The 25,423-nt window shown below is 68.5% G+C and carries 21 protein-coding genes; 8 read left to right on the plus strand and 13 right to left on the minus strand.

Features of this window, described 5'->3' with window-relative positions; translation table 11 throughout:
* The first annotated feature begins 47 nt into the window (after window positions 1–47).
* On the plus strand, window positions 48–1,466 hold the full coding sequence (locus tag PUN71_RS02965) for a glucose-6-phosphate dehydrogenase (protein WP_277797306.1): 1,419 nt from the start codon (window positions 48–50) through the stop codon (window positions 1,464–1,466).
* A 125-nt stretch (window positions 1,467–1,591) separates the two neighbouring features.
* On the opposite strand, the gene PUN71_RS02970 is transcribed toward PUN71_RS02965, so the two are convergent.
* Entirely contained in the window at window positions 1,592–1,930 is a 339-nt protein-coding gene (locus tag PUN71_RS02970; RefSeq protein ID WP_043453189.1) for a P-II family nitrogen regulator, read from the minus strand.
* Window positions 1,927–3,282: an ammonium transporter gene (locus PUN71_RS02975; RefSeq protein ID WP_277797307.1), complete on the minus strand. Its 1,356-nt coding sequence runs from the start codon at window positions 3,280–3,282 to the stop codon at window positions 1,927–1,929. Before PUN71_RS02975 ends, PUN71_RS02970 begins: the two co-directional genes overlap by 4 nt.
* A gap of 226 nt (window positions 3,283–3,508) precedes the next feature.
* Between PUN71_RS02975 and PUN71_RS02980 the strand changes: the two genes are divergently transcribed.
* Entirely contained in the window at window positions 3,509–4,768 is a 1,260-nt protein-coding gene (locus tag PUN71_RS02980) for an MFS transporter (protein ID WP_043453193.1), read from the plus strand.
* Here PUN71_RS02980 and ftsY read toward each other — a convergent pair.
* Together ftsY and smc are read right to left on the minus strand one after the other, a co-directional pair.
* Window positions 4,761–5,966, minus strand: a complete 1,206-nt coding sequence (gene ftsY / locus PUN71_RS02985) for a signal recognition particle-docking protein FtsY (RefSeq protein ID WP_277797308.1) — start codon at window positions 5,964–5,966, stop codon at window positions 4,761–4,763. The genes PUN71_RS02980 and ftsY overlap by 8 nt on opposite strands.
* 83 nt (window positions 5,967–6,049) lie before the next feature.
* The gene (gene smc, locus PUN71_RS02990; RefSeq protein ID WP_277797309.1) at window positions 6,050–9,688 is read right to left on the minus strand and encodes a chromosome segregation protein SMC; all 3,639 of its coding nucleotides are present in this window, start codon (window positions 9,686–9,688) and stop codon (window positions 6,050–6,052) included.
* 228 nt (window positions 9,689–9,916) lie between these two features.
* Here smc and PUN71_RS02995 point away from each other — a divergent pair, with 228 nt between their 5' ends.
* Genes PUN71_RS02995 through PUN71_RS03005 form a run of 3 tightly spaced genes read left to right on the plus strand, consistent with a single transcriptional unit; the run spans window position 9,917 to window position 14,624 of the window.
* Window positions 9,917–10,939, plus strand: coding sequence for a 3-oxoacyl-ACP synthase III (locus PUN71_RS02995; RefSeq protein ID WP_205622262.1), 1,023 nt, complete (start codon window positions 9,917–9,919; stop codon window positions 10,937–10,939).
* Window positions 10,933–13,656 carry an alpha/beta fold hydrolase gene (locus tag PUN71_RS03000; RefSeq protein WP_277797310.1) on the plus strand — a complete coding sequence of 908 codons (2,724 nt, stop codon included), beginning with the start codon at window positions 10,933–10,935 and terminating at the stop codon, window positions 13,654–13,656. The genes PUN71_RS02995 and PUN71_RS03000 overlap by 7 nt, the downstream gene beginning before the upstream one ends.
* Complete coding sequence (locus PUN71_RS03005; RefSeq protein WP_277797311.1) at window positions 13,653–14,624, plus strand: NAD-dependent epimerase/dehydratase family protein; 972 nt, start codon at window positions 13,653–13,655, stop codon at window positions 14,622–14,624. Before PUN71_RS03000 ends, PUN71_RS03005 begins: the two co-directional genes overlap by 4 nt.
* A gap of 53 nt (window positions 14,625–14,677) precedes the next feature.
* Here PUN71_RS03005 and mutM read toward each other — a convergent pair whose 3' ends face one another.
* From mutM to coaD, 5 genes are all read right to left on the minus strand, one after another.
* Window positions 14,678–15,634, minus strand: coding sequence for a bifunctional DNA-formamidopyrimidine glycosylase/DNA-(apurinic or apyrimidinic site) lyase (gene mutM / locus PUN71_RS03010; protein WP_277797312.1), 957 nt, complete (start codon window positions 15,632–15,634; stop codon window positions 14,678–14,680).
* Window positions 15,635–15,639: 5 nt separating this feature from the next.
* The gene (rnc, locus tag PUN71_RS03015; RefSeq protein ID WP_277797313.1) at window positions 15,640–16,368 is read right to left on the minus strand and encodes a ribonuclease III; all 729 of its coding nucleotides are present in this window, start codon (window positions 16,366–16,368) and stop codon (window positions 15,640–15,642) included.
* 20 nt (window positions 16,369–16,388) lie between these two features.
* Complete coding sequence (gene rpmF / locus PUN71_RS03020; protein WP_009356569.1) at window positions 16,389–16,592, minus strand: 50S ribosomal protein L32; 204 nt, start codon at window positions 16,590–16,592, stop codon at window positions 16,389–16,391.
* A 36-nt stretch (window positions 16,593–16,628) separates the two neighbouring features.
* Window positions 16,629–17,153, minus strand: coding sequence for a YceD family protein (locus tag PUN71_RS03025; RefSeq protein ID WP_082007076.1), 525 nt, complete (start codon window positions 17,151–17,153; stop codon window positions 16,629–16,631).
* A 122-nt stretch (window positions 17,154–17,275) separates the two neighbouring features.
* Window positions 17,276–17,776, minus strand: coding sequence for a pantetheine-phosphate adenylyltransferase (coaD, locus tag PUN71_RS03030; protein ID WP_277797314.1), 501 nt, complete (start codon window positions 17,774–17,776; stop codon window positions 17,276–17,278).
* 43 nt (window positions 17,777–17,819) lie between these two features.
* On the opposite strand from coaD, the gene PUN71_RS03035 reads away from it, so the two are divergent.
* Window positions 17,820–19,049 carry an aminotransferase class I/II-fold pyridoxal phosphate-dependent enzyme gene (locus PUN71_RS03035; protein WP_205622263.1) on the plus strand — a complete coding sequence of 410 codons (1,230 nt, stop codon included), beginning with the start codon at window positions 17,820–17,822 and terminating at the stop codon, window positions 19,047–19,049.
* Window positions 19,049–19,837, plus strand: coding sequence for a spermidine synthase (locus PUN71_RS03040; protein WP_277797315.1), 789 nt, complete (start codon window positions 19,049–19,051; stop codon window positions 19,835–19,837). The genes PUN71_RS03035 and PUN71_RS03040 overlap by 1 nt, the downstream gene beginning before the upstream one ends.
* Here PUN71_RS03040 and rsmD read toward each other — a convergent pair.
* Genes rsmD through thiL form a run of 4 tightly spaced genes read right to left on the minus strand, consistent with a single transcriptional unit; the run spans window position 19,829 to window position 24,819 of the window.
* The gene (gene rsmD, locus PUN71_RS03045) at window positions 19,829–20,461 is read right to left on the minus strand and encodes a 16S rRNA (guanine(966)-N(2))-methyltransferase RsmD (RefSeq protein WP_277797316.1); all 633 of its coding nucleotides are present in this window, start codon (window positions 20,459–20,461) and stop codon (window positions 19,829–19,831) included. The two genes, PUN71_RS03040 and rsmD, sit on opposite strands and share 9 nt — an antisense overlap.
* A 42-nt stretch (window positions 20,462–20,503) precedes the next feature.
* The gene (locus PUN71_RS03050) at window positions 20,504–22,774 is read right to left on the minus strand and encodes an ATP-dependent DNA helicase RecG (protein ID WP_277797317.1); all 2,271 of its coding nucleotides are present in this window, start codon (window positions 22,772–22,774) and stop codon (window positions 20,504–20,506) included.
* The gene (locus tag PUN71_RS03055; RefSeq protein WP_277797517.1) at window positions 22,764–23,750 is read right to left on the minus strand and encodes a DAK2 domain-containing protein; all 987 of its coding nucleotides are present in this window, start codon (window positions 23,748–23,750) and stop codon (window positions 22,764–22,766) included. The genes PUN71_RS03050 and PUN71_RS03055 overlap by 11 nt, the downstream gene beginning before the upstream one ends.
* 22 nt (window positions 23,751–23,772) lie before the next feature.
* Entirely contained in the window at window positions 23,773–24,819 is a 1,047-nt protein-coding gene (gene thiL, locus PUN71_RS03060) for a thiamine-phosphate kinase (RefSeq protein ID WP_277797318.1), read from the minus strand.
* A gap of 69 nt (window positions 24,820–24,888) precedes the next feature.
* Here thiL and PUN71_RS03065 point away from each other — a divergent pair, with 69 nt between their 5' ends.
* Complete coding sequence (locus PUN71_RS03065) at window positions 24,889–25,392, plus strand: DUF3515 domain-containing protein (protein WP_277797319.1); 504 nt, start codon at window positions 24,889–24,891, stop codon at window positions 25,390–25,392.
* The last annotated feature ends 31 nt before the right edge of the window (window positions 25,393–25,423 follow it).

Raw genomic sequence — 25,423 nt, forward strand, 5'->3', positions numbered from 1 at the left:
ACTATCTAGGGTATCAAGTCGGGCGCGGTAGGTGGCATGCTGGCAAAATGACGAGCCAAACAACAGTGAAGACCCTGCTCATCCTTGGCGCCTCCGGCGACCTCACCGGCCGTCTCCTCCTGCCGGGCCTTGCCCGGCTTGTTGCGGCGGGCCGTGCGGACGGCCTGCGCCTGGTGGGGGCCGGTTCGGATCCGTGGACGCCGGAACAGTGGCGGGAACGGGTTCAGTCCTCCTTTGGTGCCGCCGCCGGAACAGCCGATGCGCACGGAAGGGAATCCCTCGAGGCGATACAGAAGGACTCCGTTTACCACCAGGTGGATGTCACTGCAGCGGGTGCCCTCGCGGCATTGCTGGCCGGCCTGCCGGGCCCGGTGGCGGTCTACTTTGCGCTTCCGCCCCGGATCAGCCAGCGTGCCTGTGAAACCCTGCAGCCGGAGGAAGTCCCGGATGGAACCCGCCTGGTCATGGAGAAGCCGTTCGGCTCCAGTGAGGAATCGGCCCGGTCGCTGAACCGGACGCTGGCGCGGCTGGTCCCCGAGGACCACATCCACCGCGTGGACCACTTCCTGGGCAAGGCCACGGTCCTGAACATCCTGGGCCTGCGGTTCGCCAACAACTTCCTCGAGCCGGTGTGGAACAGGCAGCACGTGGAGAAAGTGGAGATCTTCTTCGACGAGGACCTCGCCCTGGAAGGACGCGCCCGATACTACGACAACGCCGGCGCCCTCCGGGACATGATCCAGAGCCACCTGCTGCAGGTCATGGCGATCATGGCCATCGAACCGCCGGCCACTATCGGCGAACGCGACCTCCGCGACGCCGTGTCCACCGTCCTGCGGGCCAGCAGCGTCAGCGCACCCTTCACGGAATCAACCCGGCGCGCCCGTTACACGGCAGGCTCCGTGGCCGGCAAGGACGTCCCCGACTATGCCAGGGAGGAAGGCGTGGATCCCGGACGGGAAACGGAGACACTGGCGGAAATCCAGGTAGGAATCGACAACTGGCGCTGGCGGGGCGTGCCCTTCATCCTGCGCTCGGGCAAGGCCCTGGGCGATAAGCGCAAGGAAGCAGTGGTGACCTTCCTGCCGGTGCCCCACCTGCCCGAAGGATTCACCGGCGTGGACTCCCCCAACCAGCTGCGGATCGGTTTCGGTCCGGACACCCTGGAGTTCGACGTCGACGTCAACGGCCCCGGAAACATCTTCAGCCTGGGCCGGGTCACTCTGGAAGCGGAACTGAGCGCCTCGGACCTCCTGCCCTACGGCGAAGTGCTGGAAGGCGTCCTGGCCGGCGACCCGCTGCTGTCCGTCCGGAGTGACACGGCGGAGGACTGCTGGCGGATCGTTGAGCCGGTCCTGAAGGCATGGGAAAAGGGTGAGGTGCCGCTGGAGGAGTACGGAGCCGGTTCGGCGGGTCCGGCGTCCTGGCCCACCAACCGCCAGCCCACCCCCGCCGCCGGGGACTGAGGCGGATACCTGCGCTTCGGATGGACACAAAGACAGGTGGGGCGGGAACCACCCGGTTCCCGCCCCACCTGTCTTTTCTGCAGTTGCCCTTCAACCGCGAAGGCGGCCTTTGAGCCGGTGCCCGCCTAGATGGCGGCCACTCCCCGCTCCCCGGTCCGCACCCGGACTGCCTCATGGACGTCGATGGTCCAGACCTTGCCGTCACCGGCCCTGCCGGTGTTGGAGCTGGCGATGATCACGTCCAGGATGTCGTCTGCCTGCTCATCCGTGGCCAGCACCTCCACCCGGATCTTGGGCAGGAGGTCCACGTTGTATTCCGCTCCGCGGTAGACCTCGGTGTAGCCGCGCTGGCGGCCGTAGCCGCTGGCCGCGCTGACGGTCAGGCCCTGTACGCCGTAGGCTTCCAGTCCTTCACGGATCGCTTCGAGCTTTTCCGGCCTGACGATTGCAGTGATCAGTTTCATGCCCCCACGCTTTCCTTACCTGTTGCTGGCTGTGCCTTCTGTGCCCCCGCGGCCGGCTGGCCGGACTCGTGGGACTGGCCCTTGCCGGTGATCATGTCGTGCAGCGGCTGGAAGCTTCCGCCGTGTCCGCTCACGCCGAACTCGTAGGCAGTCTCGGCGTGCAGGCTCAGGTCCACACCCACCGTTTCCTGTTCCTGCGAGACGCGGAAGCCCATGGTCTTGTGGATGGCCAGCGCGATGATGGTCGTCAGGACTGCGGAGTAGGCGATGGCGATGCCTGCCGCTGCAAGCTGTGCCCAGAGCTGCGTCAGTCCGCCGCCGTAGAAGAGGCCGCCGCCGACACCGTCAGTGGGCAGGGCGATGAAGCCCAGGGCCACGGTGCCGATGATGCCGGAGACGAGGTGGACGCCCACGACGTCCAGCGAGTCATCGAAGCCCCAGCGGAACTTCAGGCCGACTGCCAGGGCGGAGGCCACCCCGGCCACGACGCCCAGGCCCAGCGCGCCCACCGGGCTGACGTTGGCGCAGGCGGGGGTGATGGCCACCAGGCCTGCCACCACACCGGAGGCGGCACCCAGGGAAGTGGGGTGTCCGTCGCGGATGCGTTCAGTGACCAGCCAGCCGAGCATGGCTGCAGCCGGCGCTGCGAGGGTGTTGATCCAGATCAGGCCGCCCTGCTCAGCAGTGGTGGCCGCGCCGCCGTTGAAGCCGAACCAGCCGAACCACAGGATGGCTGCGCCGAGCATGACGAACGGGATGTTGTGCGGGCGGTGGTTCGGGTCCTTGCCGAAGCCCTTGCGGTTGCCGATGATCAGGACCAGGATCAGCGCCGCCACACCTGCGTTGATGTGGACCACGGTGCCGCCGGCGAAGTCGATCGCCGGGCCGAGGGCCTTGCCGATTGCGCCTTCAGGGCCGAAGAGGCCGCCGCCCCACACCATGTAGGCCAGAGGGCAGTACACCAGCGTCACCCAGATGGGGACGAAGACCGACCAGGCGCCGAACTTGGCGCGGTCGGCGATGGCGCCGCTGATCAGCGCCACGGTGATGATGGCGAAGGTGGCTGCGTAGCCCACCTTGATCAGGCCGTCGGGGGTGGTAATGCCCTCGAGGCCGAAAGTGGCGAACGGGTTGCCCACGATTTCCAGGAACCCTTCACCGGAGCTCATGGAGGCACCCCAGAGAACCCAGACCACACCCACCATGCCGATGGAGATGAAGCTCATCATCATCATGTTCAGGGCTGCTTTGGCGCGGGTCATGCCGCCGTAGAAAAATGCCAGACCGGGTGTCATGAACAGCACCAGGGCTGCCGCCACCATCACCCAAACGTGACCTGCGGTAAGTTCCATGGTGCACGTCCTCTCTCATCGAATCTTGCGGAGTACTCCGCCTGCCAACGCCTTTTTGCGTCCTGTAAAGAGTTTGTGGGTGGCGTGTTTCGCCCGCGGAGGATTTAGATTGCCGGCCTGTTACAACAACCTCTAGGAAGTAAATGGTGCATATCCGCCTTGTTACGGTTATGTTTCCGCACCCGCGCAGCCACCCGGCTACCCTTCCAGCAAGGACACCTGCACCATGACGGCACCACCCCGCGCAAGCGGCGCCACTTCAAGGTTTTTCGCCCGGCTCAGGCCGCAGCGGGAGAAGCTTCCCCGCGACATCAAGGTGATGCTGGCCGCGGCGTTCCTCATCGCGCTGGGATTCGGGCTTGTTGCACCCGTATTGCCGCAGTTCGCAACAACCTTTGGGGTGGGCAACACCGAGGCCGCCGTCATTGTGGCGATCTTCGCGTTCATGCGCCTGGCTTTCGCGCCCGCGGGCGGCGCCCTGATCGGCAAGCGCGGCGAACGGCCCGTCTACGTCGCCGGGCTCCTGATCGTCGCCGCGTCCACGGCGGCCTGCGCGTTCGCCCAGGACTACTGGCAGTTGCTGCTGTTCCGCGGACTCGGCGGAGCGGGGTCGGTGATGTTCACGGTGGCATCGATGGCCCTGGTGGTGCGGCTGGCTCCGCCCAGGAGCAGGGGCCGCGTCTCGGGAGCGTACGCATCGGCGTTCCTGATCGGCAATGTGTGCGGGCCCATCGTGGGCGGGCTGCTGGCCGGCCTGGGGCTTCGCGTTCCGTTCCTTGCCTACGCAGCGGCCCTGCTCGTTGCCGCGTTCGTGGTGCAGACGCAGCTCAGCCACCAGCGCCGGGGCGGAGAGGAAGCAGCCGCCCGCGCGCCGGACATGCCCTTCCGGGAAGCACTGCACGCCGGAACCTACCGGTCGGCCCTCGCGTCGAGCTTTGCCAACGGGTGGGCCACCTTCGGTGTACGGATGGCCACGGTTCCCCTGTTCGCCGCGGCCGCCTTCGGGGCCGGCCCGCAGGCGGCGGGCCTGGCCCTGGCGGTGTTCGCCGCCGGCAACGCAGCCGCCCTCACGATGTCGGGGCGGCTGGCGGATTCGCTGGGCCGCAAGCCCATGATGATCTCGGGCCTGCTGGTGGCGGCCCTGGCAACGGCGGCGATCGGCGTGACCTCGGATCTGCCGTGGTTCCTGGCGGCGTCAACGCTTGCCGGGGTGGGCTCCGGGCTTTTCGGCCCCGCCCAGCAGGCTGCCGTCGCCGACGTCATCGGCAATGGCCGGTCCGGCGGCAAGGTGCTGGCGGTGTACCAGATGACGTCCGACGTCGGGGCGATCGTTGGGCCGCTCGTGGCGGGGATGCTGGCCGACGGGCTGGGGTTTGGCTGGGCTTTCGGCGTGACCGGCGGGATCATGCTGCTGGCCGCCGTCGGATGGCTTCCCACCCGCGAAACCCTGCGGACGGCCGCCAGCCAGCGCCCCACGGTCAGTTAAGCAGGGCGTCGACAAAGCCTTCGGTGTCGAACGGTGCAAGGTCGTCGGCGCCTTCACCCAGGCCGATGAGCTTGACCGGCACGCCCAGGGTTTTCTGGATGGCGACCACGATGCCGCCCTTGGCGGTTCCGTCCAGCTTGGTCAGGACGATGCCGGTGATGTTGACCACCTCGGAGAAGACCCGCGCCTGGTTCAGGCCGTTCTGCCCGGTGGTGGCATCCAGCACCAGCAGGACCTCGTCCACCTCGGCCAGCTTCTCCACCACGCGTTTGACCTTGCCCAGCTCATCCATCAGGCCCACTTTGTTCTGCAGCCGGCCTGCGGTGTCAATCATGACCACGTCGACTTCCTGCTCGATGCCGGCCTTCACGGCCTCGTAGGCGACGGAGGCGGGGTCGGCGCCGTCGATATCCGACTTCACGGTGGGAACGCCCACCCGCTGGCCCCAGGTGGCCAGCTGTTCGGCCGCAGCCGCGCGGAAGGTGTCTGCGGCGCCGAGCAGGACGTCCTTGTCCTCGGCCACCAGCACACGGGCCAGCTTGCCCACGGTGGTGGTCTTGCCCACACCGTTCACGCCCACCACCATCATCACGGCGGGCTTGTCGGCGTGGCGGGTGACGTTGAGGCTGCGGTCCATGGTGGGGTCGACGAGCTTGATGAGTTCTTCGCGCAGCATCGCCTTGACGTGTTCCGGCGTCCGGGTGCCCAGTACCTTGACCCGCTCGCGAAGCGCGTCCACCAGCTGCATGGTGGGCTCGGTGCCCAGGTCCGCGAGCAGGAGCGTTTCCTCCACCTCGTCCCAGACGCTCTCGTCGATCCGGTCGCTGGACAGCAGGGCCAGCAGGCCCTTGCCCATGATGTTGTTGGAGCGGACCAGCCGTTCGCGGAGGCGGGTGAGGCGGCCTGCCACCGGCAGGGGCGTCTCGACCGGAATGGTTTCCAGTCCGGCAGCATCGTCCGGGACCGTGGTGGTGTCGAGTCCCTCAAGGTCGGCGTAGCCGGGGGCCTTCCGCTCCAGGGTTTCATCCCTGTCCGCCACGGCAGTGCTCCCGCCGGAACGGATCTCGGGGTCGTTGGCGTCCCGGGTTCCGGGGTACCGGGTGATGTTCCTCCGCGTCTTGAGCAGGACCGGAATCAGCCCGCCGATGACCACCAGGGCAGCAAGAATGGACAGGACAATGGGAAGGATGTCATTCACTCCCCTAGCTTCTCACAAACGGCTGCGCCGCTTCCGGCCGCCGCAAGGCAGCTGACCTGCCCCGATGCGGGCAGGGGCGCTGGCTACGCCTCCACGCCCAGGCGCTGGCTGATCACGGTGGAGACGCCGTCGCCGCGCATGGTGACCCCGTAGAGCGCGTCCGCAACTTCCATGGTGCGCTTCTGGTGGGTGATCACGATGAGCTGGCTGGACTCCCTGAGCTCCTCAAAGATGGTGATCAGCCGGCCCAGGTTGGTGTCGTCCAGGGCCGCCTCCACCTCGTCCATCACGTAGAACGGCGACGGCCGGGCCTTGAAGATCGCCACCAGCAGCGCCACCGCGGTCAGGGACCGTTCGCCGCCGGAGAGCAGGGACAGCCGCTTGATCTTTTTGCCTGCGGGACGGGCTTCCACTTCGATGCCGGTGGTCAGCATGTCCGAAGGATCGGTCAGGACCAGGCGGCCCTCGCCACCGGGAAAGAGCCGCTCAAAAACCCGGATGAACTGGGCCTGGGTGTCCTCGAATGCTTCGGCGAAGACCCGCTGGACCCGGTCATCCACCTCTTTGATGATGTCCAGCAGGTCCCGGCGGCTGGCTTTCAGGTCCTCCAGCTGCGTGCTCAGGAACTGGTGGCGTTCCTCGAGCGCGGCAAACTCCTCCAAAGCCAGCGGGTTGACTTTGCCCAGGCTGGCGAGGTCCCGTTCTGCCTTCCGCAGCCGCTTTTCCTGTTCCTGCCGGACGTAGGGCTTTCCGTCCCTGATGTCCTGGCCGTCGGCGTCGACGGGGGCGCGCAGGGCTGCCCATTTGTCGCCGGACTCCTCCACGGGAACGGGAACCGGTACGTGCGGCCCGAATTCGTCGACCAGTGCTTCGGGGCTGATGCCGAGTTCGTCCACGGCGCGGGTTTCCACCGCCTCTATCCTGGCCCGCTGCTGCGTCCGCGCCAGTTCATCCCGGTGCACGTTGTCCGTAAGGTCTGCCAGTTCCCGGGCCAAGGCGTCGTTGGCTTCCCGGATCTGCCGCAGGCCGCGGTCACGCCGTTCGCGGTTTTCCTCGGCCAGGTCCCGCTCGTGCCGGGCAAGGTCAACGGAAACGTCCACGTAGCCCAGGGCCACGTCCACACCGGCGGAAACGGCCGCCGCGCGGCGGGCCTGGATGGCACGCCGGCGGGCCCGCTCCGCCGCTTCCTCCCGGGCCCGGCGCTCGGTGGCGGCGGCGCGTTCCAGGGACGCCACCCTGTTCCTGGTTGCCACCTGCTGCTCTTCGGCGCTGCGCAGCGACAGGCGCGCCTCCACCTCGGCCGTGCGGGCGGCGGAAGCCGCCTTGGCCAGGGCATCACGCTGTTCGGTGGAGGGCTCCTCTTCCTCGGGGGCTTCCTGTGCGGCCGCCAGCCGGGCGGTGACCGCGGCGAGCGCTTCCTCCTCCGACGCTACGTTGTGTTCCGCCCGGGACAGGGACGCCTCCAGCCGTTCACTCTCACCGACGGCGCTGCGCAGGACGGAGTTGAGGTGGCCAAGGCGTTCCGCCACGGCGGCGAGGCGGGCATCTGATTCATGCAGCCTGTCCAGGGCGGCGTCCGCTGCCTCCTGCGCGTCCGTACGCCGGGCCTCGGCGGCGGCCAGGGCGAACCTGTTCCGCTCCAGGTCCGCTGTGACCCCTGAAAGCCCGCGTTCGGCGTCGTCCACTGCCGCCTGCACCTCCAGCAGCGAGGGTGCCTTGGCCGAGCCGCCGGCGGCAGACAGTGCGGTGAAAACGTCCCCTTCCCGGGTGACGGCCCGGAGCGCAGGCAGCGAGGCCACAAGCTCTGCGGCGCCGTCGATGCCCGTGACGACGGCGGTCCCGGAGAGCAGATGCCTGACCAGCGGAAGGTGCGCCTCAGGCCCGTCCACCAGGTCGGCCGCCCATTGGGCCCCGTTCGGCAGCAGGGCTACGTCCGGCAACCGGGCGTCTTCCGGCGACGGCGCACGGCCGGCCGGCTGTGCCTGGCCAGTGCCGCTCCCGTGGCCCGCTGCCGGTGCGGCGAGCAGCAGCGCCGCCCGCCCGGCGTCGTCATCCTTGAGCCGACGCAGCACTGTTACTGCCGCGTCTGGATCCACGAGGACTGCCTCGGACGCCTCCCCCAGCGCCGCGGCAATGGCGGCCTCGTACCCTCCCTGCACGGTGATCGCGGCTGCAAGGCTTCCCTGGACCCCCGGCAGTCCGGACTCCAGCACATGCCGGGCGCCGTCCTTGCGGTCCAGGCCGAGCTTCAGCGCTTCGAGGCGGGCTGCAAGGGCGTCCCGTTTCCGGACCCCTTCATTGACGGCTGCCTTGAGCCGGGCAATATCCGCAAGCACCGCATCCAGGGCTTCGCTGGCGGCCTCGTAGTCGGCGTCGAGGGATTCCTCCCCTTCCTCCACCCCGGCGACCTGGTTTTCCAGGGCCGTGAACTCTGCCTGAGCACGGGCGCGGCGGTCCGCGCCCGCGGCGAGGGATTCGCGCAGCCGGCCCAGTTCGGCCTGGGCAGACTCCACGCGGGATCTGGCCGCACCGACCTGTCCGGCCAGCCGTGCCATGCCTTCGCGCCGGTCTGCCGCGGCACGGAGCCGGGCCGTGAGCCGCCTGTCCTCCTCCGAGGCAGCCTGTTCCGCTGCCGCCTTGGCGGCGCTGGCCGCTTCCAGCGTGCCGCGCCTGGCCTGGATGTCCTGCTCAAGCCCGGCCAGTTCCTGCCGCACCCTGGCCGCCTGGCGTTCAAGCTGCTCGGGATCCCTGCCCGGGGGCGGCGCCGCATCCTCGGAGCCGAGCAACCGGCTGCGTTCGCTGGCCAGGGAGCCCAGGGAACGCAGCCGCTCGCGGGCCGTGGAGAGCCGGTACCAGGTGTCCCGGGCCGCGTTGAGCCGGGGGGTGGCCTCCGCTGCCAGCTGCTCCAGGGCGGCCTGCTGCCGGCGGCCCGCTTCGAGTTCATGCTCGACGGCGGCGCGCCGGGCCTTGAGCGCGGCTTCGTCCGCCACGTCCTGCTCCAGTGCGTCACGCAACTGGACAAGGTCGTCGGCCAGGAGGCGGGCGCGGGCATCCCGGACGTCAAACTGGACGCGCTGGGCGCGCCGGGCCACCTCCGCCTGCTTGCCCAGGGGCGTGAGCTGGCGGCGGATCTCCGCCGTGAGGTCGGTGAGGCGCTGGAGGTTGGCCTGCATCGCCTCCAGCTTCCGGACCGTCCGCTCCTTGCGCCGGCGGTGCTTAAGGATCCCCGCGGCTTCCTCGATGAAGCCGCGGCGGTCCTCCGGCGTGGCGTGCAGGACCCGGTCCAGCTGGCCCTGGCCCACAATGACGTGCATTTCCCGGCCGAGCCCGGAGTCGGAAAGGAGTTCCTGGATGTCGAGGAGCCTGCAGCCGGCGCCGTTGATGGCATACTCGGAGCCGCCGCTCCTGAACAGTGTCCGGGAAATGGTGACTTCGCTGTACTCGATGGGAAGGGCGCCGTCGGTGTTGTCGATGGTCAGCGAAACGTGGGCGCGTCCCAAAGGGGGCCGCCCGGACGTCCCGGCAAAAATGACATCCTCCATCTTGCCGCCGCGCAGGGTCTTGGCCCCCTGCTCCCCCATGACCCAGGCCAGGGCGTCCACGACGTTGGACTTCCCGGATCCGTTGGGACCGACGACGGCGGTGACGCCGGGTTCGAAGTCGAACGTGGTGGCAGACGCAAACGACTTGAACCCCCGGACGGTGAGGCTTTTGAGGTGCAAGGCTTTTCTGGTCTCCTGGAGCGGGTTGGGCACATTGCTGGATCCGGCTCACTACAATCTACTGCGCAGGACCGACATTTCCCCGCAGCAGCGCCCGGAGCAGGTTCCGGCGCGACGCCTGGATATGCGGGTTACGGCGTGGCAAAGGCATAGTTAAGCTCTTGGGCCTGCGTTTAAGTGGGTACAGTCACCGCATGAATGCGGGACGGAAACGAAGAGGGGCTTGAATTGGCAGGTAATGCAACCTTCCGCCACAGCAACACCGCGCTGCTCTCGGTGAGCAGCGTCGAAGCTCCCAGGATTGTGAGCTCCACCGATTTTGACCGCCGGCTGGCGTCAACCCTGCAGCGGCTGAAGTTTCCGCCGCGGCTGCTGGAACGCGTCGCGGGCATCACGCACCGCCGCTGGTGGGCTGCCGGAACGTCATTCGACGATGCCGCGGTGGAAGCAGGCGCCAAGGCCCTGGCCGAGGCCGGCATTGAAGCGTCGGACGTGGGTCTGCTGATCAACACCTCGGTGACGCGGCGCAACCTCGAACCGTCCGTAGCGGTCAAGATCCACCACGGCCTCGGCCTGCCGTCGTCGGCGATGAACTTCGACCTCGCCAACGCCTGCCTGGGATTCGTAAACGCCCTGACGCTGGCAGCCAACATGATCGATTCCGGGCAGATCAGGTACGCCGTTATCGTCAATGGCGAGGACGCCCAGCTGACCCAGGAGGCCACCCTGGCCCGGCTGCAGCGGCCTGAAACCACCCGCGACGACTTTAACCGCGAATTTGCCACCCTGACACTGGGGTCCGGTGCTGCCGCGGCCGTCCTGGGACCCGCCGACGAGCACCCGGGGGCACACCGGGTGGTGGGCGGCGTGATGCGCGCCGGCACCGAGCACCATGAGCTGTGCGTGGGCGGCATCGACGGCATGCACACCGACACGAAGGGACTGCTCGACGGCGGCCTGCAGCTGGTGGTGGATGCCTGGCATGAAGCCCAGCCCGAGTGGAACTGGACGGCCATGGACCGCTACGTCACGCACCAGGTCAGCAATGCGTACACGCAGGCCATCATCGATGCGATCGACCTGGACCCGGCGAAGGTGCCCATCACCTTCCCGCACTGGGGCAACGTGGGACCCGCGTCGCTGCCCATGACGCTCGCTGCCGAATCACAGTCCCTCGGGGCCGGGGACCGCGTCCTGTGCATGGGTGTCGGTTCCGGCCTGAACACTGCCATGCTGGAAATCGTTTGGTGATCGCCGACTGGCCCGGCGTTGCCGCCGAATGGTCGCGTGAGATCGATGTACCCTCCACGTCGCCTGCCGATGCCCCCGGCTCGGTGCGCCGCTGGCACCTGCTGGACAACGGGGCGAACCTCGCCCGGCAGGGCCTGGCACCGGCCGGGACGCTGCTGTGCGTGCACGGCAACCCCACCTGGTCCTACCTGTGGCGGACCCTGCTGGCCGCCGGATGCGATCCCGCCCATCCCTGGCGGGTGGTTGCGGTGGACCAGCTGGACATGGGCTTTTCGGAGCGCACCGGAACCTTCCGGCGCCTCGCGGACAGGATCAACGACCTGGGCGACCTCACCGCTGCGCTCGGCCTGGACGGGCCCGTGGTCACGGTGGGCCACGACTGGGGCGGCGTGATCAGCCTCGGCTGGGCTTTGGCGCACCAGGAGCAGCTGGCGGGCGTGGTGCTGACAAACACCGCCGTCCACCAGCCAGCCGGTGCCGCCATCCCGCCGGCGCTCCGCCTTGCCCTGCATCCTGCGGTGCACCGGTGGGGCACCACGACGTCGGACGCCTTCCTCCGGGTGACGCACTCATTGGCCCACCCGCCGCTGCCGGCGGATGTCAGGAGCGCCTACATGGCGCCGTACCGCGACGCTTCGCGCCGAACCGGGGTGGGCAACTTCGTGGCAGATATCCCGGTGGACGCCACGCACCCCAGTTTTGCCGCACTCAACGCCGTGGCGGACGGGCTGCACGGGCTTACGGTCCCTGCCCTGATGCTCTGGGGCCCGCGGGACCCCATCTTCTCCGACCGGTACCTGAAAGACCTCCTCACCCGGCTCCCGCACGCCGCCGTGCACCGCTACGAAGGCGCCGGACACCTGGTGGCCGAGGACCGGGACATCGCCACGGCTGTTTTCGACTGGCTGGCCGCGGAGGTTACAGGAAGTGTTGAAGATTTCGGGAGTGCGGCCCAGGCCACCGGCGCCCCGCCCCTGGCCACGGCTCCGGAGGCCGGACAGGGCGCATCCCCGGCTGCCGGCTTCCGGCCCCTTTGGGCGCACCTTCGTGAACGGGCAGCCGGAGCCTCAAGAGGTGAGCAGGCCGTCGTCGAAATGGCTGACGACGGGACCATAGCCCGCTCCCTGACCTGGACGCAGCTGGAAGAGGACGTTGACCGCCTCGCAGCAGGTCTGCGGACGGCGGGAGCAGGGCCGGGAACCCGCGTCAGCCTGATGGTTCCGCCGGGGGTGGACCTCACTGTTGCCCTGTACGCCTGCCTGCGGCTGGGAGCGGTGGTGGTGGTGGCTGACGCCGGCCTGGGCACCCGCGGCCTGAGCCGTGCGGTCAAGGGCGCCACCCCCGATTTCCTGATCGGCATCGACAAGGCCCTTGTTGCTGCCCGGGCCCTGGGATGGGCAGCCAGGCGGATCAGCGTCCGGGACCTGCCGGCCGCCCGCCGCAGACTCCTGGGCGTGGAGACCTCCCTCGAAGCCCTGTCCCGGGCCGGTGCAGCTGCCGGGAAGGGCGATGCGGCCGGCGCAGGTGCCACAGAATGCAAGGATCCGGACTCCCCCGCCGCGGTCCTCTTCACGTCCGGGTCCACCGGGCCTGCCAAGGGTGTGCTGTACAGCCACCGGCAACTCGCCGCAATGCGGGACACCGTGGCGGCAACCTTCGGCCTCCACCCCGGGCACCGCCTGGTGGCCGGCTTTGCGCCTTTCGCCCTGCTGGGCCCGGCACTCGGTACGGTCTCCGTGACACCGGCCATGGACGTCACTGCGCCACGCACCCTTACCGCGCGTGCCCTGGCGGACGCGGCGGCAGCCATCGATGCAACAGCGGTCTTCGCCTCCCCGGCTGCGCTGCGGAACGTCGTGGACACCCGGGCCGGCCTCACCACCGGCGGCGCAGCAGCACTCGAGCGCATCGGGCTGCTCCTCTCCGCCGGGGCCCCGGTTCCGGAGCGGCTCCTTGCAGAGGTGCAGCTGCTGATGCCGTCGGCTTCGCTGCACACCCCCTACGGGATGACCGAGGCCCTCCCCATCACGGACATCAGCTATGGGCAGATCCAGGCCGCTGCGGCGGACGCCGCCGCCGGAACCGTGCCAGGAGCAGGCAACGGTGTGTGCGTGGGCAAGCCCGTCCACGGCGCCCGCGCGGCGGTCATTCCGCTCGCTCCGGACGGCACGGCGCCCGGTACGGTGCCGGTCACCGGGGCCGGGGTCACCGGCGAAATTTTAGTCAGCGCGCCGCACGTCAAAGAGGCCTACGACCGGTTGTGGCTGACGGAACAGCTCAGCGCCGGCCTGGCAGGGTGGCACCGCACCGGCGACGTGGGACACTTCGACGCCGAAGGGCGGCTGTGGGTGGAGGGCCGCCTTGGGCATGTCATCACCGCTCCAGGTGCCGTAGTCACCCCCGTAGGCGCCGAGCAGGCGATCGAACGCCTCGACGTGGTGCGCATGGCCGGGATCGTGGGGGTGGGACCGGCCGGCACGCAGGCGGTCGCCGCCGTCGTCGAGACCCTTCCCCCGGCACGCAAAGCCGGCCCTGCCGGCCCCCAGCTGGCAGGACAGGTGCGCGACGCCGCCCGTGCCGCGGGCGTCGCCGTCGCGGCTGTCCTGGTGGTGCCCGCCCAGCCCACCGATATCCGCCACAACGCGAAGATCGACAGGGCACGGCTGGCCCGGTGGGCCTCCGCCACGCTGGCCGGCGGCCGGGCGGGCACTCCGTGAGGGTCCTGGTCACCGGCGCCAGCGGACTGCTGGGCCGGGCAGTCGCAGGACTCCTGGTGGGCAGGGGCCACGCCGTCACCACGCTCCAGCGGCGTCCCTCGGGAGTAGTCGGCGCTGTGGACCGCTGCGGCTCCCTCTCCGACAATGCCGCGGTCGCCGAAGCCGTCCGCGACGCGGAGGCGGTCATCCACCTGGCTGCCAAAGTCTCCTTCACGGGCCGGGCCGCGGAATTCGACGAGGTGAACGTCCAGGGGACGCGGGGCCTGCTTAAAGCCGCGCGCGGGGCCGGGGTCCGGGACGTTGTGTTCGTGTCCTCCCCCTCGGTGGCCAACTCCGGCGCCGCCATCGCCGGATTGGATGCTGAGCCAGCTGACCCGGTACACGCCCACGGTAACTATTCTCGGACCAAGGCCGAGGCGGAACTGCTGGCCCTGGCCGCGGATGCCCCGGACTTCCGCGTGGCGGCGGTCCGGCCACACGTGGTGTGGGGCCCCGGGGACACCCAGCTGGTGGAGCGGGTGCTGGCCCGCGCCGCCAGGAACCGGCTTCCGCTGCTGGACGCCGGCGCTGCCCTGATCGACACCACGTACGTGGACAACGCGGCCTCGGCAATCGTTGCCGCGTTGGACCGGATGGAGCATATCCACGGCCGGGCACTGGTTGTCACCAACGGCGAACCGCGGCCGGTGGGCGAACTGATCGCCGGAATCTGCGCGGCCGGCGGCGTTCCCGCGCCCTCGTGGTCCGTGCCGGGAAAGGTTGCCCGGCTCGCGGGAACCGTCGTGGAAAAGGCATGGCTCAGGCTGGGCAAGCAGGACGAACCGCCCATGACCAGGTTCCTTGCCGAGCAGCTCTCCACGGCCCACTGGTTCGACCAGCGCCGCACCCGGCAGCTCCTGGACTGGACGCCTGCTGTGTCGATCGACGAAGGACTGGCCCGGCTGGCCGCCCACTACCGTTCCGGGTAACCCAACCGGCGGGGCTGGCCGGGCCCACTCCCTGACCTACCGGCTGGAGGGCGCTACCAGCGGCCGTTGCGGGGCCGCGGCTGGCACACCGGGCAGGTGTGGGACGAGCGGTTCATGAACTGTTCCCTGCGGATGACCGAGTGGATGCCGGCTTCAGCACAGCGCCGGCAGGGCTCACCCTGGCGGCCGTAGGCATTCAGGGACCGGTCGAAGTAGCCGGAGGCACCGTTGACGTTGACGTACAGGGAATCGAAGCTGGTTCCACCCGCTGCAAGGGCGTCAAGCATGACATCGCGCGTGCTGTCGAGGACCCGCTGGGCCTCACCGCGGCGCAGGGTGTCGGTGGCGCGGGCGTAGTGCAGCCGGGCGCGCCAGAGGGCTTCGTCCGCGTAGATGTTACCGATCCCCGAGACAAGGCCCTGGTCCAGCAGCGCGCGCTTCAGACCGGTCCGCCGCTTGCGCAGGCGCTGGTAGAAGAGGTCGAAAGAGAAGGCCGGGTCAAGGGGGTCCCGCGCGATGTGTGCCGCTTCCTCCGCGATCAGGGGCAGCGGCGATTCGGCGAGTCCGCCGGGACCGCCGTCATCCGTGGGAACCATGGCAGTGACGAACAGGCCGCCAAAGATCCGCTGGTCCACGAACCGCAGCTGCTCCGGCATGCCTTCCCGGGGGCTGAGCCGGAACCGGACTTTGAGGTGCTTTTCGTCGGGAACCCCGGGGTCCTGCATCAACAGCTGGCCGCTCATGCCCAGATGGGCCATGAGTGCCACGTGCGGGGTGCCGGGGGTGCGGCCGGCTTGCGTGTTGTCCAGCAGCGGCAGCCACAGGAATTTGCCCCGGCGCACGACGTCGGCCACGGTGGCGCCCTGGAGGTTGCCGATGAAGTCTTCGGTGCCAAGGGCGTGGCGCCGGATCGAGCGTGGATCAAGGACCTCGACGGACGTGATGGTCCGCCCGCGGACCCAGTTGACCAGGCCCCGGCGCACCACTTCGACCTCGGGCAGTTCAGGCACGGGCGCTACTTGGCGGCAACGGAGCCCGTGGAGGGGCTGGCGGCGTCCTGGGCCGCGGTCCCGGTCAGGACCCGCCAGGCGTCCGCAGCCGCTTCCTGTTCCGCTTCCTTCTTCGAGTGGCCGGAGCCCCTGCCATACGCCGTGCCGCCGATGTTGAGGACGGCCGTGAAGGTGCGGGCATGGTCAGGTCCGGAGCCGTCCACCGCGTAGTGGATGCTGCCCAGCTGCCGGCTGGCCGCGAGTTCCTGGATGCTGGTCTTCCAGTCGGTGCCGGCGCCCAGGACTGCGGCGTCCTTCAGCAGCGGTCCGATCAGCCGCATGACCAGCTGGCGGGCGGTTTCAATGTCGTTGGACACATAGGTTGCCCCGATGAGGGCTTCCATGGTGTCGGCGAGGATCGAGGCCTTGTTCTTCCCGTGGGTCAGCTTTTCGCCCTGGCCCAGGTAGATGTACTCGCCAATGCCCAGGCTCCGGCCGATGCCCGCCAGGGCACGCGTACTGACGACGGCGGAGCGCCGCTTAGCCAGTTCACCTTCAGGCAGATCCGGGTTGTCCCGGTACAAGGCATCGGTGACGGAGAAGCCCAGGATGGAGTCGCCCAGGAATTCAAGGCGCTCGTTGGTGGGAATGCCGCCGTTCTCGTACGCGTACGAGCGGTGGGTAAGCGCAAGACGAAGCGTCCCGGCGTCAATAGAGACACCGAGACGCTTCAGAAGCTCTTCAGTTGAAGACATCAGTCAGCCTGTGGGGCCGATTAGACGTCAGCGACCTTGCGGCCCTTGTACTCAAGGAACAGCGCGGTGCCAGCAGAGTCGGTAACGACCTTTGCCTGGTGCGGCAGGCTGTAGGTGACCTGGCCGTTCTCAACGGTCTTCACCAGGTGGGGGGCGGTCGCCTTCCACTGCGAGCGGCGGGCGCGGGTATTCGAGCGAGACATTTTCCGCTTGGGAACAGCCACGGCTAACTCATTTCTCTCTAGACAAACACGTACAAATCAATTTTGCCGGTCAGGCTTAGCCATATCAGCTAGGGCAGCCCAGCGAGGATCCAGGACCTCGTGGTGGTGCCCCGGCTCGTCTTCCAGGCGTACTCCGCATTCGGAGCAAAGGCCCTGGCAGTCTTCCCGGCACACCGGCTGGAACGGCAGATTGGTGACAACCGCGTCCCGCAACACCGGTTCAAGATCGATTACATCGTGCTCGACTCGACGTTGCTCTTCATCTTCTTCTCCGTCCGAGAGCTCAGCGCCCTCGTAGAAGAAAAGTTCTTGCACATTGACCTCGAGGTCATACGCAAGGGGATCCAGGCATCGGCCGCATTCGCCGGTTACTTCGGCGACCACGGTACCTGATACCAGAATTCCTTCGTGTACGGCCTCCAGCCTCAGATCCAGCTCGACATCCGAGCCTTCCTGAACACCAATGAGCGCCACACCAAGATCACCCGGTGCGGGTACATGTTCCTTCAGTGTCCGCATGCTTCCCGGGCTGCGCCCGAGGTCCTTGACGTCGAACGCCAGGGGCGAACCAGCATCTCTGTTAATGAGAACTCCTGTTGAACATATGACCGACGTACCATCTTAGCCCGAAGAGCCACAGGGACTCAAACCGGCACGAGGCAGCGCCGAAGTACCGATCCAGCCTACCGTCTTGGGTGCTGATCCTGCGAAGGCTCGCCGGTGGCCATGCGCCGGTGCACCGACCGGGGGACGTAGTCCGACACGCTGCCGCCAAGCACCGCGACCTCCTTGATGAGGGTGGAGGACAGGTGCAGGTAGCTTGCCTCCGCCGGAAGGAAGACGGTTTCAACGCCGCTCAGCTGCCGGTTCATGGTGGCCATGGGCAGTTCATAGTCAAAGTCGGACGACGAGCGGAGCCCCTTGACGATGGCGGACACGCCGCGCTGGCGGCAGTACTCGGCCAGGAGCCCTTCTCCCACCGGTTCCACCACGATTCCCTTGAGCGATGCCAGGGTTTCACGCGCCATCTCCAGCCGCTCCTCGAGGCTGAACATGTACTTCTTGGCGTAGTTGGTGGAGATGGCGACGATGACCTCGTCAAAAAGACCGGCGGCCCGCGCAATGACTTCGAGATGGCCGTTGTGGATGGGGTCGAAGGAACCGGGGCACACAGCGCGTCTCATGCTCCGAACCTACCTCATCGAAAGGCCGGGATACCATGACTGGATGCATCCACCACGGGAACTTTCCACGCCCCTGGCACCTGCTCCCTGGCAGCGAACGGCGCTCGGAGCGAACCTCCTGGCACCCGACGGCGGGCTGGGGGTGACCATCTTCGAAGAGATGACCACGCTGGCTGTCCAGACCGGCGCCATCAACCTCGGACAGGGCTTCCCGGATGAGGACGGCCCGGCAGAAATCCGTGAGGCCGCACGGGCCGCGATCGCGGCCGGAGCCAACCAGTATGCGCCCGGCAAGGGCCTGCCCGAACTCCGGGAAGCCGTGTCGGCACACCAGGAGCGCTTCTACGGGCTCACTCCGGACCCTGCGGCCGGTGTCATCATCACCACGGGGGCCACCGAGGCCATCGCGGCTTCACTCCTGGCGTTCACCGGCCCGGGCGACGAGGTCCTGACGTTCGAACCGTTCTACGACTCCTACGGCGCAGTCATCGGGCTCTCCGGCGCGTCCCATACCACCGTGCCGCTCGCCGCCCCCGACTTCATGCCGGACCCGGCGGCCCTGGAAGCGGCCTTTACTGAACGGACCAAAGTAGTCCTGCTGAACAACCCGCACAATCCCACCGGCGCCGTGTTCCCGCCGGCCATCCTGCAGCGCGTGGTTGACCTCGCTGCCCGGCACGGCAGCATCATCATCACCGACGAGGTGTACGAGCACCTTACGTTCGGCGTGGCCCACACTCCCGTGGCCACCCTTCCCGGCGCCGCCGCCCGCACCCTCACCATCTCGTCCGCCGGCAAGACCTTCTCCCTGACCGGATGGAAGGTCGGCTGGCTGAGCGGACCGGAAGAGCTGGTGGCGGCCGTCCGGACGGTGAAGCAGTTCCTCACCTACAGCTCGGGCACCCCCTTCCAGGCAGCGATCGCCAAGGGGCTGGCACTGCCGGACGCGTTCTATACGGGCATCGCCGCAACCCTGCAGCAGAAGCGCGACATCCTCAGCGCCGGGCTCCGTGCCGCGGGTTTTGACGTGTTCACGCCGCAGGGGACCTACTTCGTCAACGTGGATACCGCGCCGCTGGGCATCACCGACGCCCTGGACCTGGCGAGGCGCCTGCCGGCGCTGGTGGGGGTCGCCGCCATCCCCGTTCCTGTCTTCTGCCATCCGGAGGGCGCCGAACGGACACGAAGCCTCCTCCGGTTTGCCTTCTGCAAGAAGACGGAAGTCCTGGAGGAAGCCGCCTCCCGGCTGGCCACCCTGCGCGGCCGGCTCTGATGCCCGCCGCCAACGGGTTGCCGGCCAGCCGGTTCCTGCGGACCACCGGCCAGCACGCCACTATCGAACCCGACGCCTTTACCGATGGCGGCTACGTCCTTAGCATCGGTGGCGCTGAACAGTCACACGTCAACCTTGACCGGCCGGAAGACATCTTCTACGAGTACCTGCGAAGGATCGGGCACCTCGTGGACTTCGTGTCCCCGCCCGGGGAGCCGATCAGGGCGCTCCACCTCGGCGCCGGTGCACTGACGCTCGCCCGGTACATCCAGGCCACCCGACCCGGCTCTGTCCAATACGCGGTGGAATTGGAACGCGAGCTGCTCGACTTCGTCCTCCGGCACCTTCCCATGCCGAAGGGCACCGACCTGACCACGATCATCGGTGACGCGCGCGCAGCCCTCGGAGAGCTTCACGCTGACGCTCCGTTCGACGTCGTCATCCTGGACATCTTCTCCGGCCCGGACGCGCCCGCCCACATTGCCGAACGCGGGTTCTACCGTGAGGCACGTGAGCGCCTGGCTCCCCACGGCCTGCTGATCGTCAATGTGGGCGACGAAGCGGCGCTCACACTGGTCCGCAGCCAGGTGGCGGCCATGCGCGGGGCCATGGCGGACGTGGCAGCCTTCGCGGAGGCCGGCATGTTCGAGGGCAGGTACCCGGGCAACATCATCCTCGTGGGGACGCAGGGCCCGTGGCCGGAATCCTGGACAGCTGACCTTACCGCCCGTGGCCCCCATCCTGCCCGGGTCCTCGCCGGAGTGGACCTGGACCCCTTCTCAGGCTAGGCCCCCGGCGTCCGGCCCCGGAGCATCGGCAAGGTCATCGGGAGCAATCGCATCGGGCACGGCCGGTTCGGCGAACCACAACCGGGTTTCGCCGTACTTTTTCTCCGCAAACCGTGCCATCCCTTCCGGCCATCCCGGTTCCGGGGAGCGGGACGAGCGTTCCACCACCACCACTGCGCCCGGGGCCAGGTGGGCGGCCAGCTTCTGCAGCACCGCGGACAGCGGCCCGTCCTCCAGCGGGTAGGGCGGGTCGAGGAAGACCAGGTCCCAGGCTGCGTCCGGGGCGGCACGGTCCAGGAAGGGCTCGACCCTGGAACGGTGCACGGTCACGGCCTTGCGGCCCAGGACGCCATTGATGAGGTCGGCGTTGCGCTGGCACACGGCACTGGCTTTGGCGTCGGATTCCACCAGGTCGACGGTCCGCGCGCCCCGGCTGCCGCTTTCCACCCCAAGGGCACCTGAGCCTGCATAAAGGTCCAGCACCCGGGAGTCCGCGACGACGTCGAAGGCGTCAAGGCGGGAAAAGAGCGCTTCCTTGACGCGGTCGGTGGTGGGCCTGGTCAGGGACCCCGGGACAGCGGCCAGCGTTGTTCCGCCGCCCGCGCCGGCGATGATCCGGGTCACCGCACCCACCGCAATCCGGGCGCGTCCGCCGCGCTGTTGTTGCTAACCGCGTTCAAGGAACGCCTCCTTCTCGGGGTTGAGGTACTTCTCAATCGCATCGGCGAGTTCCAGGTGGCCGGACAGCAAGGGATCGCCGCCGACGATGGCCTGTGCGTCGTCCCGGGCCCGGGCAATCACGTCCTCGTGTTCCAGGACCCGCAGCAGTTTCAGGGTGGAGCGTCCGCCCGATTGGGAGGCGCCCAGGATGTCGCCCTCGCGCCGCAGCTTGAGGTCCTCCTGGGAAAGGACGAATCCGTCGGTGGTGGCGGCGACCGCGTCCAGCCTGCGGCGGCTTGGATGCCCGGGTTCCAGGGCGGTCACCAGCAGGCAGGTTCCGGGCAGTCCCCCGCGCCCCACCCGGCCGCGCAGCTGGTGCAGCTGGGAGATACCGAACCTGTCGGCGTCGAGGATGACCATCAGGGTGGCATTGTGCACGTCCACCCCCACTTCGATCACCGTGGTGGACACCAGGAGCTTGACCTCGTTGGCGGTGAACCCCGCCATGGTCTCCGTTTTCAGGTCCGGATCCTGGCGCCCGTGGAGCGGGGCCAGCGGAACACCGGCCAGTGATGGTTCGGCCAGCAGGTGTTCGACGACGGCGGTGACCGACGCGAGCTCCCGCCCCTCTTCGGCGTCCGCGCCCGGAGGTGCCGCCTCCCCCGGACTGAAGTCGCCGTCGTCGTCCGTCCCAATCTTGGGACAGACGACGTACACCTGGTGGCCGGCGTCGATCTCTTCCCGCGCGCGCGCCCAGATCCGCGCCGCCCACGCAGGGTTTTCGGCCAGCCCGACGAGATGGGTGGTGATGGGCGCCCTGCCCTTGGGCAGTTCATCGAGGGTGGAGGTTTCAAGGTCGCCAAACACGGTCATGGCCACCGTGCGGGGAATGGGCGTGGCGGTCATGACCAGCAGGTGGGGAGGCTTCCTGGCCTTGGCCCTGAGGGCATCGCGCTGTTCCACGCCGAAGCGGTGCTGTTCGTCCACCACGATCAGGCCGAGGTCGTAGAAGGACACGTTGTCGCTGAGCAGCGCGTGGGTGCCGATGATAATTCCGGCCGTACCGGAGGCGGCGTCGAGCATGGCCTGTTTACGTGCAGCAGTTGGCATGGACCCGGTCAGCAGGGTGACCTGGACGGAAGGGCCGTTGCCGCCGGCCAGGCCGCCCAGGAGTCCGTCGCTGGACAGCGGTCCCAGCGTGCGGCGGATGGAATCGTAGTGCTGGGCTGCGAGGACTTCGGTGGGGGCAAGGAGGGCGGCCTGTCCGCCGGCGTCCACCACCTGCAGCATTGCCCGCAGCGCCACGACCGTCTTGCCGGAACCCACTTCACCCTGCAGCAGCCGGTTCATGGGGGTATCCTGCGCGAGTTCCCCGGCCAGGGTCCTGCCGACGGCGGCCTGGCCGGCCGTGAGCGTGAAGGGCAGGTTCCGGTCGAACGCTGCCAGGATCCCGTCACCGACCGGGCGCCGGGCAGTGGCCTCCTCGGCGGCAAGCTGGGCCCGCCGCCTGGCGAGGGCGGACTGGAGCACTAATGCTTCCTGGTAACGGAACCGGTCCCGCGCGCGCTTCCAGTCCGCCGGCGTTTCAGGTGCATGGATGAGCCGGTAGGCGTCCGCCACGGGCAGGAAGCCTTCCCTGGCGGCCACGGCCGGCGGAACCGGGTCCGGCAACGAGCCGAGGTCCAGGGTCTCGAGCAGGGTGCCGATCACCTTCTGGATTCTCCAGGAGGGCAGCTTCGCCGTCGCCGGATACACCGGAATCGGCATCGCGGCCAGCTTCTCCGGGTCGCCGCTGCCGTGGACGAAGGGGTCCTCGTCCAGGACCTGGAAGTCCGGGTTGGTGAGGCCCAGCTGGCCCTTGAAGCTGGTGACCTTGCCCGAGAACAGGGCGCGGCGCCCCTGCAGCAGCTCGTTCTTGGCCTTGAATCCATTGAAGAAGCTGATTTTGAGGGTGCCGGGCACTTTGCCGTGGAAGTCCCGGCCGCCCACCAGCCGGAGCCCCTGCTGCCCGTCGTCGTCGGACACGATGACGTCGGTGATGGTGCCGCGGCGCGCCTGCATGCTCCGGGTGCTGCTGGACAGCACGCGGGCGATGAGGGTGACTTCCTCGTTCAGTGGCAGTTCGCTGATGGCAGTCAGTTCGCCCCGCAGAAGGTAACGGCGGGGAAAGTAGGTCAGCAGTCCCTCAACGGTGGTGATGCCGAGGTGTTTCTCGATGACCGCGGCGGAACGTTTTCCGATCCGCCGTTCCAGGGCCAGGTCCAGCTCAGCGTTCATGCCCGCCGGAGTTCACTGCATCGGCATCCGGGTCGCGCGGCAGGGCCAGTTCACTGATGCTGATCTGGGCCGGCTCGCCGAGGGACCGGATGGTGTCCACGGCCTGGCCGGGCTCCGGGACGTGGACATGGACGCGCCAGCGGTAGTTGCCTTCGGGGTCCGGGCCGCTGCCTACCTGGCTCATGATGACGGACTCGCCGATCTCGTCCAGGCGCTGCCGGAGGGTAGCCGCGTTCAGCGGCGAGAGGCTGATGGTGCACATGACTTCCACGCCGTCATCGTCCGGCAGCGTGGTGTGGATGTGGGGGTCGGAGACGTCGTAGCCGTGCAGGCCATCCAGGAGTTCGTTCTGAAGTTCCTCGCCGAGGACCGCGGAGCGGAGGCAGTCGAGGATCAGGAGCATACCCACGCCCCCAGCATCGACCACATGGGCGGACTGCAGCGCGTCCAGCTGTTCTTCCGTGTGGATCACGGCGGCCAGGGCCCCCTCCACTGCTGCGTCCAGGGCCAGCCCCAGCGCGTGGTTGCTGTCATCGCCGTCCTGCCCGGCGTCAACCGCTGCCGCGGCACGGGCGGCCGCCTCCATGACAGAAAGCATGGTTCCGGGAACGGGATCGCTCAGGGCTGACCAGGCCCGGATCTGGGCGCGGTTCAGCGCCGCCGAGAGGAGCGTGGACGTCAGCCGGGTGTGCCCGGCCAACGGTTCGGCGGCAGCGCACAGGAACACCGAAAACAGCGTTCCCGAGTTTCCCCGCGCTTCCTCCATGGCCGCCTGTCCGGCGATGGCGAGGACTTCGCCGACGTCAACGGGAGCGGGCTGGTCGGCGCCGAACACCAGTGAACGGGCGGCGGCGCGGACCGTGAGGTAGAGGTTGGTGCCGGTATCGCCGTCGGCCACGGGAAAAATGTTGATGGCGTTGAGCCGGTCACTGTGGTTCCCCAGGGCAGTTTCAGCCTTGCCCAGCCACCTCTTCATCGCCAGCGCGTTGGCGGCAACCTTAGTGTGCAAAGTGATCCCATCCCCCGGTGTCCGCGGGCCGGCCCGCCATCAGGACACCCGGGCCGTCGTCGGTACCGAGTGCATGTATCGAGCCTATCGCAGTGAATCCGGGTGGCAGCTGAACGCCGGCAGGGAATGTGGCAAGCAGGCCGTGGTCCTCGCCTCCGCCCAGCACCCACTGCCCGGCATCCGCGCCCAGCAGGTCCGCTGCCGGAGCCAGGCGGGCAGCCAGCTGTTCCAGCCGGCCAGGGTCGAGCGCGACCATGACGTTGCTGGCCTGTGCCAGCCGGCGGCCGTCGCGCAGAAGCCCGTCCGATATGTCGAGCATGGCCGTGGCGCCTGCCGCACGCGCTTCGGGGCCGGCATCCAGTGGCGGCCGCGGGCGGGACTGCAGGTCCACGAAGACACGCTCCGCGGGGCCGAGGTTGTCCACCGGAACGTCAGACTCCAGCAGGGCGAGGCCGGCCGCTGCGTGGCCGGCTGTTCCGGCCAGCGCCAAGGTATCCCCCGCCCGGGCTCCGGAGCGCAGGACCGGACTGCCGCCGTCGAGCGTTCCCAGCACCGCGACTGTCACCGAAATTTCGCTTCCCCGGCCAAGGTCCCCGCCGGCGACCGAGCACTGTGTTGCCCCCAGTCCGCGGATCGCCGCCGTCAGGCCATCCGCGAGATCCTCCACCCACTTCACCGGGGTGTCGACGGGAAGGGTCAGGCTGACCACCATCGACGTTGCCCGCGCCCCCATGGCGTTGATGTCGCTCAGGTTCTGCGCGGCAGCCTTCCACCCGACGTCGAAGCCCGTGGTGCGGTAGCCGTTGGGCCACTGGAGACGGAAATCCTGGTCCTGGACCTGGGTGTCGATGCTGATGACGGTCCGGCCATCCGGGGCTGCCACGATGGCTGCGTCATCCCCGGGCCCGAGCAGGGTGCTGGAGGTGTGGGACTCCGCCATGCGGAGGCGCGGGAAGATCCGGGCCAGCAGGTCTGCTTCGGACAGGCCGGCAATGGTGGGCTGGCGGTCAACGCGGTTACGGAGGTCTTCTGGCACGCCACTACGCTACCGCGCCGGACCGACATCGTGTCCGTGCGGGGACGGCGGCGGCGATAGGCTGGAACCATGCACCATCCCCATCTGTCCCTGTCCGCCCGTGCCGCCAGGATGGCGATGGTGGGGGGACTCGCCTCTCTCTCCTTGACTGCCTGCTCCGCAGCGGTGGACGTCACCGCCGCCAAGGACGCCGCCAATCCGGCCTGCGCGCCCATGATGGTGGCCCTTCCCGACGCGATCGGCGATTCGAAACTGCGCAAGACCAACAGCCAGGCAACCGCGGCCTGGGGCGATCCGTCGCTTGTCATCCTGCGCTGCGGCGTCAATGTGCCCGGGCCGACGACTGACCGGTGTGTCACCGTCAACGGCGTCGACTGGGTGATCAAGGAAGGCGACCCGGTCTGGACGCTGACCACCTACGGCCGGGAACCGGCCACGGAAATCCTGATGGATCCGGACAAGATCAGTTCCGCAACCGTACTGGCGGATCTGGCAGCGGCAGCCGCCAAGGTCCCTTCCGTGCGGAACTGCGTGGGCCAGGAGGACCTGCAGAACCTGCCGCAAAGCCAGTAGGTTTCGACAGGCTCAACCACCGGCTCAATCA

This window comes from Arthrobacter sp. NQ7, from assembly GCF_029581595.2.
Lineage (GTDB): Bacteria > Actinomycetota > Actinomycetes > Actinomycetales > Micrococcaceae > Arthrobacter > Arthrobacter phenanthrenivorans_B.

Coding starts and splice junctions, on each gene's coding strand:
- PUN71_RS02965 (WP_277797306.1), top strand. CDS start 48: ATGACGAGCCAAACAACAGTGAAGACCCTGCTCATCCTTGGCGCCTCC.
- PUN71_RS02970 (WP_043453189.1), bottom strand. CDS start 1,930: ATGAAACTGATCACTGCAATCGTCAGGCCGGAAAAGCTCGAAGCGATC.
- PUN71_RS02975 (WP_277797307.1), bottom strand. CDS start 3,282: ATGGAACTTACCGCAGGTCACGTTTGGGTGATGGTGGCGGCAGCCCTG.
- PUN71_RS02980 (WP_043453193.1), top strand. CDS start 3,509: ATGACGGCACCACCCCGCGCAAGCGGCGCCACTTCAAGGTTTTTCGCC.
- rnc (WP_277797313.1), bottom strand. CDS start 16,368: ATGTCTTCAACTGAAGAGCTTCTGAAGCGTCTCGGTGTCTCTATTGAC.
- coaD (WP_277797314.1), bottom strand. CDS start 17,776: ATGAGACGCGCTGTGTGCCCCGGTTCCTTCGACCCCATCCACAACGGC.
- PUN71_RS03035 (WP_205622263.1), top strand. CDS start 17,820: ATGCATCCACCACGGGAACTTTCCACGCCCCTGGCACCTGCTCCCTGG.
- PUN71_RS03040 (WP_277797315.1), top strand. CDS start 19,049: ATGCCCGCCGCCAACGGGTTGCCGGCCAGCCGGTTCCTGCGGACCACC.
- PUN71_RS03050 (WP_277797317.1), bottom strand. CDS start 22,774: ATGAACGCTGAGCTGGACCTGGCCCTGGAACGGCGGATCGGAAAACGT.
- PUN71_RS03055 (WP_277797517.1), bottom strand. CDS start 23,750: ATGAAGAGGTGGCTGGGCAAGGCTGAAACTGCCCTGGGGAACCACAGT.
- PUN71_RS03065 (WP_277797319.1), top strand. CDS start 24,889: ATGCACCATCCCCATCTGTCCCTGTCCGCCCGTGCCGCCAGGATGGCG.